An 8,993-nucleotide genomic window follows, 5' to 3' on the forward strand; every position below is an offset into this window, starting at 1 on the left:
TCCTCGAAGCGATCGAGCCGTCCATGTTCCTGAAAGCCCGTCGCGGTCCGTTGGCCGCGGGCCTATTCGCCCTCCTCGTCGCGGCCTCGCCCGCCGCCGCGGCCGCGCCGCCGGCGCAGCCGAACGACGGCCCGGGCGGCGTCGGCGACCGCAAGCTCACGATCGTCAAGCGCGCCGTCGGCCGGACCGGCGCCTCGACCTTCGTCTTCCATGCGGTGGGCGCGGCCCCAGCCGAGGGCCGGCCGGTCGTTGTGTTCCTACATGGCTGGGGCGCCACCAACCCGCAGAGCTACGGCGCCTGGATCGACCACCTCGCCCGTAACGGCTGGGTCGTCCTGTTCCCGCGCTTCCAGGAGGTGAACCGAACCCGCCCGGCCGACGCGGTCGCGAACGCCGAGGGCGCCCTCAAGGTCGCGCTCGACGCGCTCTCCGCGGACGCGGACGCCAAGCCCGACCTAACGAAGGTCGCGCTCATCGGCCATCTCGCCGGAGTCCCGCTCGCCATGGACATCGCGGCGGATGCGAAGGACCAGGGCCTGCCCGCGCCGAAGCTGGTGTTCGGCGTGATGCCGGGCGGCATCGCCAGCGGGCCGAAATCGCGCGGCGTCGTGCTCGGCGACCTCACCAGGATCGCGCCCCAGACGCTGCTCGTCACCATGATCGGCGACCGCGACGCCCGCGCGGCCGACCTCGCGGCCCGCCGGCTCCTGCGCGAGGCGAGCGCGGTGCCGATCGAGCGCAAGCTGTTCATGCGCGCGCTCTCCGACGACCACGGCTTCCCCGCGCTCACCGCGACGCTCGCGGCGCCCGCCGGGCTCGACGCCGCCTTCGACGGCACCGCGATCAAGCTGCCGGCCGACCCGAAGGACACCAAGCCGCCGCCGTTCAAGTGGTCGGCGGACATGTCGCTCTCTGGCGAGCAGCAGACGCTCGTGGCGCAGATCAACAACGCGCGGGCCGACACCCTCGACTATCTCGCGTTCTGGAAGACCTTCGACCTCGCCGCCACCGCCGCCTTCGCAGGCCAGGACTTCACCGGCCTGAAGACCAATCCGCGCTTCGGCGACATGGAGCGATGGGCCGACGGCTGGCCGGTGAAGCGCCTGTTCGTCGAGACCCCGCGCGTGAGCCCGCCCCCTGCGGCCACGAACGCGAGCTCCGTGAAACCCGCCGCGCGGCGCTGATCGCGCCGCCTGCCTCCGCGAGACCTTCGATGAAGCTGTTCCACTCGCCGACCTCGCCCTTCGTCCGCAAGGTGATGGTGACGGCCCACGAGCTCGGATTGGCCGAGCGCATCGAGCGGCTTCCGAGCGCCGTCCACCCGGTGACGCGGGACGGGCAGGTGCTCGCCGCGCATCCGCTGGCGCAGGTCCCGACCCTGATCCTCGACGGCGGCGAAGCGATCGCCGACAGCCGGGTGATCTGCGAGTACCTCGACGCGCTGGCCGGCGGGCAGCTGTTTCCGGCACCGGGCGCGGCCCGCTGGGCGGCGCTGAACCTGCAGTCGACCGCCGACGCGGTGCTCGATGCCGCCCTGCTGATCCGCTACGAGCTGACGGCGCGCGCCGAGTCCGAGCGCTCGCAGGCCTGGATGGACGGGCAGGGCGCCAAGATCGCCAGCGCGCTCGACTGGTTCGAGACGCAGGTCGGCGCGCTCGGCGGCGTCGACGTCGGCACCATCGCGCTCGCCTGCGCCCTCGGCTACCTCGACCTGCGCTTCGCCGACCTCGGCTGGCGCGAAGGCCGGCCGAACCTCGCCGCCTGGCTCGCGGATTTCAGCGAGCGGGCCTCGATGCGCGCGACGGCCTGATCCGGCGCGCGAGCGAAGGCCGGACCCGTCGCCGCGAAGGGATCACTCAGGTTCGGCAGTACACGCCCGCACGCCCCTCCGGCGCGGTTCTTGCGGCGTACGGCATCCTCCGAGAGTGGGATGCCGAGCCATGCCCGATTTCGTCGCCGCGCTGCTTGCCGCCGCCGCCTTCTGCCTCGCGCTTATGGCATTGAACGCGCTGACGCGCCTGGTGCTCCAGTGGCACATTGCGCCGTCGGAGCTTGCGGAGAACGGTCTCCTGCAGGTCGGCGGCGCCCTGGTGCTCGCCCGCGTCGCCTACCGGCGTGCGCCGACCCGCCGCCACCCGTAGCCCCTCAGGCGCCGCGGGCCGACAGGCTCAGGGCCTCGCGCAGGTCGCCGACATCCGTGAGGTAGCGCCGCTTGCGGCGCATCGCCTTGAGGAAGCCGGCATCGGGAAACGGGCAGTAGGGCAGGACCGGCACGGTGCGGCCCTCCGGCACAGCGCCGTCGCGAGCGACCACGTCCAGCACCCCGTCGAGCAGGAGCCGGCCGTGCTCGTGCAGGAGCACCGCGGCACGGGTCGCGGTCACGTCCGCAGGCAGCGCCACCTGCGCCTGTTCCAGGATCGCCCCGGCATCGATCGCCACGGCCAGCCGGTGGATCGACACGCCGAAGGCATCCGGCCCCTCGGCCAGCGCGTGGATCGTCGGCACCGGCCCGCGATGGTGCGGCAGCAGGCCGGGATGGACGTTGAGGCCGCCGAGCCGCGCGGCCGCGATCGTCGCGCCCGAGAGGATCTGGTCGAAGTGGAAGGTGACGATCAGGTCCGGCGCGTGAAGCCGCAACAGGTCGGCGACCTCGGGTCCGTTGACGTCGTCCACCGTCAGCGTCGGGATATCGCGCTGCCGGCACAGGGTCGCCAGCGGCGTCGCCTCGGGCGTACCGGTGGTCCCGGCGATCCGCTGCGTCAGCGGGGCGACGAGCCGGAGCAGGTCCGGCAGGCCGAAGTTCACCGCCAGGTACGGCAGGAAGGCCGGCCCGGAGCGGGCGAGGTGGCGCCGGACCTGGCCGACGAGGCCTCCCGTCGAGGGCCGCTCGGCGTTCGACAGGCCGACGAAGGCGATCTCGCCGGCATGGTCGGCGACGAACCGGCGCACGGCGCGCGCGTTCGGCAGCGCTTCGAGGGCGAAGAGCGCGATCCTGGGCTTGCGCATCAGCGGCGCGGACGCAGCTGGAAGCGGAAGGCCCGCATGGCGGCGGTGCGCAGGAATTCCGGCGCGACGAGGCCGGCGCGGGCGAGGTGGAACAGCACGCTCGGGAAGGTGACGATCTCCTGGTTGCGCGCCAGCCCGCGGGCGATGCGCTCGGCGGCCTGGTCGGGGCTCATCTCCAGCGGACGCCAGCCCTTGAGCTGCCCGCCCATAGGCGTCTTCACGTAGCCCGGCATCACCACGTTCACCCGCACGCCCGTCGGCGCCAGCTTGGCGCGCAAGGCCTGGCCGTGCGCCACCAGCGCCGCCTTGGTGCCGCTGTAGGAGGGGGCGTCGGCCAGCGGCGCGTAGGCAGCGAGCGAGGAGATCAGCCCGATCTGGCCCTGTCCCCGCGCCGCCATGGCGGTCACGCAAGGCAGGACGACGTTGAGGCAGCCGACGAGGTTGATGTCGAGGGTCTCGAAGGCGACGTCCTCGCTCTCGACCGCGCCGGTCGGGTGCCCGCCGTTGACGCCCGCGTTGGCGATCACGAGGTCGATCGGGCAGTCCGCGTCGAGCGCTCGGATCCAGGCGCGGACCGCCTCGCGGTCGCGCAGGTCCAGGGGCACGGTCGTCGACTCCGCCCCGCGCGCGCGGCATTCGGCGGCCACCGCGTCGAGGCGGCCGGGATCGCGGGCGTTGAGGGTGAGGCGGTTTCCGGGCCGGGCGTAGCGACGGGCCAAAGCCGCGCCGATGCCGCTCGATGCGCCGGTGATCAGGATGTGGGGCATGGTCCGGGTGCTACCGCACGCCGGTCGGCCGGATCAATACACCTCGGCGAGGCGGCCGGTCCCGGCCTCGCCCTCGCGGATCGTTCGGGCGACGGCGACGAGGGCGTCTGGGAGCGCCGCCTCCATCCGCGGCACGGTGGCGGCGACGGCCCGCGCGATGGCGGATTTGGAGAAGTAGCCGCCGTTCACCTGCGTCCGGTGCAGCACGACGCGGCGGAAATCGGCCATCAGGCCGAGGTCCGGCGCGGTCGGCGCGGTCCAGAAGCCGTCGATGTCGCCCTGATGGGTGAGGCCGGGCATGTTGTAGATCGCGGTGCCGAGCGCCATGGTCGGCCGGCCCATCTCGAGCGAGAGCATCCCGACGGTGCTGTTGACGATCACCACGCCGCGGGCGCCGGCGATCAGGCTGGGCAGGTCGCCGCCGTCGATGAAGTCGAGGCGCTCGCTCACGCCGTGGCGGCGCGCCGAGGCGCGGGCGAACTTGCGCCAGTTGATCAGGCCGGCATCGAGGGGGTGGAGCTTGACCAGGAGGCGGCTCGGCGCCTCCGAGGCCTCTGCGAAGGACTTGATCACCCGGTCCATGAAGCCTTCGACCCCGAGGAAGGGGGAGTGCACGCGGATCTGGTAGTCGCTGTCGAGCTGGAGCGGCAGCAGGAAGTAGTCGCAGCCGACCGCGTTGTAGATCTCGTTGCAGCGCGCGGCCTCGCGCCGGGTGCGGCCGCGGCGGGAGAACTTCTTGATCCAGCCCGCATATTCCATCGCGATGTGCGTCGGGCGGTGGCTGCGGAAGCGCGGGTAGAGGTAGGGGAAGCAGACGTTGGCGACGTTGTAGCCGACGTCCCAGATGCTGCGGAGCGCCATGTCGCCGGTGGAGGGCATCGCGCGGCCGGGCTGCGGCAGGCGCCGCGCCACCGCCCGCACCGTCTCGGCGGTCTTCGGCAGGGTCGAGTATCCGTTCACGCCGCCGAGCTCGCAGGTGATCCAGTTCGGGCGGATGTAGCCCTCCTCGAACACGTGGACGCGTAGGCCCCGTGCGACCGCGACCGCGCGGGCGACGACGTGATAGGGGCGGCAATCGCCGAACAGGACGATGTCGGTGACGCCGTGGGTGGCGACGTAGGTGTCGAGCCAGGCTTCCCAGCCTGGGCGGGTGCCGCGGTAATGGTCGGCGTCGCCGCGCCAGAACAGCCAGTCGCCGGGGCAGAAGTTGATGCGGCGCACCCGATGCCCGCGGCCGGCGAGCGCCTTCCCGAGATCGGAGAAGAAGGTCGAGGCGAGCCCCTGGAGGAAGAGGAACGTCGCCGGGCTCGCATCGGTGGGATCTGGGCGAGGCTGAAGCATTCCGGAGCGCTCTGTACCTTCAGCAGACGGGACGGGGCCGCCATCACGGGTTGCACGGTCGAGACGGCCCGGCAATCCGAAGCCGCGCCGTCCCGCCGGATTCCGGCGGACCGTGGCCGTCCGGCCACGGCGTCGGGTCCGATCGCGAACCGCCTCCGAGCTAGGTGTCAATCGCGGCGGCGATATGTCCGGGCCGTGTCGCTCCCCAAGCGTATCGCGCACTCCCTTTGCGGAAGCATTCGCCTGCGGGGGCCGAAGTGGGATAAAGCCCGCGGAGCCTGGGCAGGGGCGCGTCGCGGCCGGCGCGATCCGATGCCCATCAGCCGGCCGGCCCGGAGCCCTCGACCGACGTGGTGATGCGCCCGACCCTTCCTGCCTCGCTCTTCGCCGTCGGACCCACGGTCCGGCTGCTGCGCGCCGAGATCGAGGCCGCCACCGGCAGCCGCTTCGGCGCGCCGGGCCTGGCAAGCGCCGCCGTCGTCTGGGGCGACGGCGCGGCCGCGCGGCTGCTGCGGCTGGCCGGGCGTCCGGTGCTCGTGGTCGCCCCGGGGCCGCTGCTCAGCCCCTACGACCAGGCCGCGACCGGGTTTTCGAGCCTGACCCTGACTTTTGCCGGCGCGCCCGTCGGCGGGCGCGAGGCGCCGGGCGTCCACCATTTCAACCCCTGGACCCGCGCGCCCATCGATCGCGAGGCCTGCGCCGAGCGCGTCGCCTGGCTCCGGGCGCGGTTTTCCGAGAACGCGCGGCGCGCCGTCTACGTCGGCATCTCGCGCTGGAAGCGGCCGGCGCTCGACGCCTTCGCCGTCGGCCCGGCGGGCGCGCCGATCCACACCATGACCACCGCCGACGCGGTGGCCGCCGCCAAGCGTCACGACGGGCAGGTGCTCGCCTGGGCGACCCGCGCTCCGGAGGCCCTGGAGAGCGCCTGCGCGGCGGCGGGCCTTCCGCTCGCGCGGGTCGAGGACGGCTTCCTGCGCTCGGTCGGCCTCGGCGCGAGCCTGCAGCCCGGCGCCTCGATCGTGGTGGACGATCGCGGCATCTACTACGATCCGCGCCGCGAGAGCCGGCTTTCGCGGATCCTGGCCGAGGCCGAATTCCCACACGCCCTCGTCGCGCGGGCGAAGGCGTTGCGCGAGACGATCGTCGCGCGGCGGCTGAGCAAGTACAATGTCGGGCTGTCGGTGGCGGCGGGCGACTGGCCGGCGGGGCGGCGCATCGTGCTGGTGCCGGGGCAGGTCGAGGACGACGCCTCGGTCCGCTACGGCTCGCCCAACGTGCGCTCGAACCGCGCCCTGCTCCAGGCGGCGCGGGCGCGCAACCCGGATGCGTTCCTGCTCTACAAGCCGCACCCCGACGTCGAGGCCGGGTTCCGCCCCGGCGCGATCCCCGAGGCCGAGGCGATGGCGCTCGCCGACCGGATCGTCTCGGGCCTGAGCATCGTCGACCTGCTCGACCGGGTGCACCACGTCGAGACCATGACGTCGCTCGCAGGCTTCGAGGCGCTGATCCGGGGCCTGAGCGTCGCCACCCACGGGCGCCCGTTCTATGCCGGCTGGGGCCTGACCGAGGACCTCGCGCCGGGCACCGATCGCGGCCGCACGCTCGCCCTCGACGAGCTCGTCGCCGGCGCGCTGATCCTGTATCCGCGCTACCTCGACCCGGTGGCGATGAAGCCCTGCGGCCCCGAGCAGCTGCTCGACCGCCTCAGCGCCGCCCGCGCCGCCGCGCCCCCGAGCGCCCTGGCGCTCGGCCGGCTGGGCGGCGCCCTGATGCGGACCCGCTACCGCCTGCTGAACCCGATCGTGCGGGCGCTGCGCGCCCGGCGCGGCGTCGCATCGGGCGGTGCGTCGAATCCCGACAAGCCCGGCCACGGTTGACGCGTCCCCCATGTCCTTCCTCTTCGCGACGGTTGCCGCGTTCGCCCTCTGCCTGGCGATCGAGTTCGGCCTCGGCGACGTGCCGGAGCGCGCGAGCCGAAAAGCCGGCGACCTCGCGGTGCGGCTTTGCGCCTACGGGTTGATCCTGCTGTTCTGGTTCGTGTTCTCGTGGCGCCCGTGGCTGGCCGCGTCGAGCTGCGTGCTGACGGTGGCGATCCTCCACCTCGTCAGCCGCCTCAAGCGCGCGGTGATCGGCGAGCCGTTGGTGTTCTCCGATTTCGCGCTGCTGCCGCAGGTGCCGCGCCATCCGCAGCTCTACTACGTGCCACCGGTCACCAGCCCGCGGATCGCCGGGCCACTCCTGCTCGGGCTGGCCGGAATCGTGCTGTGGTACCGGATCGAGCCGAGTCTGCTGCCGGCCTCGGCCGGCGCCGCCGTGGCCGCCGTCGCCGCGCTTCCGCTCGGCCTCGCCGCGCTGATCGCCGCCGCCGGGCGCGGCCCCCTCGGCCGGCGGCTCGCCCGGCGCTTCCCGCGGCCGGACGTCGAGGGCGACCTCGCCCGCTTCGGCCTGCCCGCTAGCCTGATCGCCTACGCGCTGCGGTGGCGGGCCGAGCGCGCCCGCCCGGCCTCCGTCGCGGCGTCGGCGACCGTCCGGGCGCCGGGCGACGCCGTCGTGGTCGTGATCCAGCTCGAATCCTTCCTCGATCCCGAGCGGCTCGGCGGGCCGCACCTGCCGGCGATGGACCTGATCCGGGCGCGCGCGAGCGAGTACGGCCGCCTGCGGGTGCCCGCGCACGGCGCCTACACCATGCGGACCGAGCACGCGGTCCTCACCGGGCGGGCCGCGGGCGAGCTCGGCTTCGGCGTGTTCGATCCCTACCTCGCCTCGGGCGGGAACGAGCCGGACAGCCTCGCCCGCGCCGCCCGGCGAAACGGCTACGCCACCATCTTCGTCCACCCGTTCCACCGCGACTTCTTCCAGCGCGCCCGGGTGATGGAGGCGTTCGGCTTCGAGACCCTGGTGATGGAGGAGGCGTTCGCCGACGCGCCCCGGGTCGGCCCATATGTCGGCGACGCCGCCTTCGGGGCGCGCGTGCGCGCCGAGGTCGCGGCACGGCGCGGACCGCTGTTCCTGTTCGGCGTCACCATGGAAAACCACGGGCCCTGGAAGCCGGGCCGCCTTCCGGGCATCGACGACCCGCTGGCGCAGTACCTCCACCATGTCGCCGCCGCCGGGCGGATGGTCGAGGACCTCGTGGCGGCGCTGACGGGGCTCGATGCGACGCTCTGCGTCTACGGCGACCACGCGCCCGCGCTCCCGACCTGCCGGCCGGGCTTCGGCGACAGAGCGACGGACTACGCGCTGTTCCGGTTCGGCCCCGCAGCCGCGGGCGCCCCCCGGCGGGTCGATCGCACCGCGGACGACCTCGGCCGCCGCCTGCGGGCGGCAATCGGCCGGGACGCGCCGTCGCCGCACACCTGAGAACAAGCGTGGCCGTGCCACGGTGGTGACGCAATGCCGGGCGATGTCCGGGGCGCGCGCTTCCGGCGATCGTTAAAGCGATGGCAGGCTTTGGCGCGCAACGTCGAGCCACCAGGTCCGCGCACCGTCCGCCCGCGCTCCGGCGAGGGCTCGGTTCGCACAGGCTCGCGACGCAGACGACAGGGTCATACGCGGGTTGTGTCCGGCCTCATCGGGGCGGGATCGGCCCCGGGAGTTCGAAGATGGTTCGTTTCACGGCGCTGTTCGCGCTGACCGCCTGCCTCGTCGGCGGCTGTTCGGTTCTTCCGGCTTCGGGTCCGACGGCGCGGGCCGTCGAGGCGGGGGCCGAGGTCTCGACGCCGGAGGGGCTGCTGGCGCGCTACGAGCTCGTCGACGTGACGCCGGCCGTGATCGAGGCCCTGCGCGGACGCCCCCTCGACAGCCTGCTCGCCTCCTTCGGCGACAAGCGCCCCTCGATCGAGCCGGTGATCGGCGTCGGCGACTACGTCGCCGTCTCGG

Annotated in this window: 8 protein-coding genes and 1 pseudogene; 6 read left to right on the plus strand and 3 right to left on the minus strand. The window is 73.5% G+C overall.

Annotated elements, in window-relative coordinates; translation table 11 throughout:
* Positions 1–23: 23 nt before the first annotated feature.
* The 3 genes from FV234_RS06685 (at position 24) to FV234_RS06695 (ending at position 2,141) form a co-directional block, all read left to right on the plus strand.
* Positions 24–1,184, plus strand: a complete 1,161-nt coding sequence (locus FV234_RS06685) for an alpha/beta hydrolase (protein WP_147828470.1) — start codon at positions 24–26, stop codon at positions 1,182–1,184.
* Positions 1,185–1,213: 29 nt separating this feature from the next.
* On the plus strand, positions 1,214–1,810 hold the full coding sequence (locus tag FV234_RS06690; protein ID WP_147828471.1) for a glutathione S-transferase: 597 nt from the start codon (positions 1,214–1,216) through the stop codon (positions 1,808–1,810).
* 130 nt (positions 1,811–1,940) lie between these two features.
* A complete protein-coding gene (locus tag FV234_RS06695; protein WP_147753737.1) occupies positions 1,941–2,141 on the plus strand; it encodes a hypothetical protein in 201 nt (66 codons plus the stop codon).
* A gap of 4 nt (positions 2,142–2,145) precedes the next feature.
* On the opposite strand, the gene FV234_RS06700 is transcribed toward FV234_RS06695, so the two are convergent.
* The 3 genes from FV234_RS06700 to FV234_RS06710 are packed head-to-tail and all read right to left on the minus strand — an operon-like array spanning position 2,146 to position 5,114.
* On the minus strand, positions 2,146–3,006 hold the full coding sequence (locus tag FV234_RS06700; RefSeq protein WP_147828472.1) for a formyltransferase family protein: 861 nt from the start codon (positions 3,004–3,006) through the stop codon (positions 2,146–2,148).
* Positions 3,006–3,773 carry an SDR family NAD(P)-dependent oxidoreductase gene (locus FV234_RS06705; protein ID WP_147828473.1) on the minus strand — a complete coding sequence of 256 codons (768 nt, stop codon included), beginning with the start codon at positions 3,771–3,773 and terminating at the stop codon, positions 3,006–3,008. The genes FV234_RS06700 and FV234_RS06705 overlap by 1 nt, the downstream gene beginning before the upstream one ends.
* A 33-nt stretch (positions 3,774–3,806) precedes the next feature.
* Complete coding sequence (locus FV234_RS06710; protein WP_147828474.1) at positions 3,807–5,114, minus strand: capsular biosynthesis protein; 1,308 nt, start codon at positions 5,112–5,114, stop codon at positions 3,807–3,809.
* 356 nt (positions 5,115–5,470) lie between these two features.
* Between FV234_RS06710 and FV234_RS06715 the strand changes: the two genes are divergently transcribed.
* The 3 genes and pseudogenes from FV234_RS06715 to FV234_RS06725 all read left to right on the plus strand — a co-directional run.
* Entirely contained in the window at positions 5,471–6,991 is a 1,521-nt protein-coding gene (locus FV234_RS06715) for a capsular biosynthesis protein (RefSeq protein WP_147828475.1), read from the plus strand.
* 10 nt (positions 6,992–7,001) lie between these two features.
* A complete protein-coding gene (locus FV234_RS06720) occupies positions 7,002–8,474 on the plus strand; it encodes an LTA synthase family protein (protein WP_147828476.1) in 1,473 nt (490 codons plus the stop codon).
* Positions 8,475–8,716: 242 nt separating this feature from the next.
* Positions 8,717–8,993 (plus strand): annotated as a pseudogene (locus FV234_RS06725) (sugar transporter); the annotation flags it as partial.

The organism is Methylobacterium sp. WL8 (assembly GCF_008040045.1).
In the GTDB taxonomy this organism is placed as follows: domain Bacteria; phylum Pseudomonadota; class Alphaproteobacteria; order Rhizobiales; family Beijerinckiaceae; genus Methylobacterium; species Methylobacterium cerastii.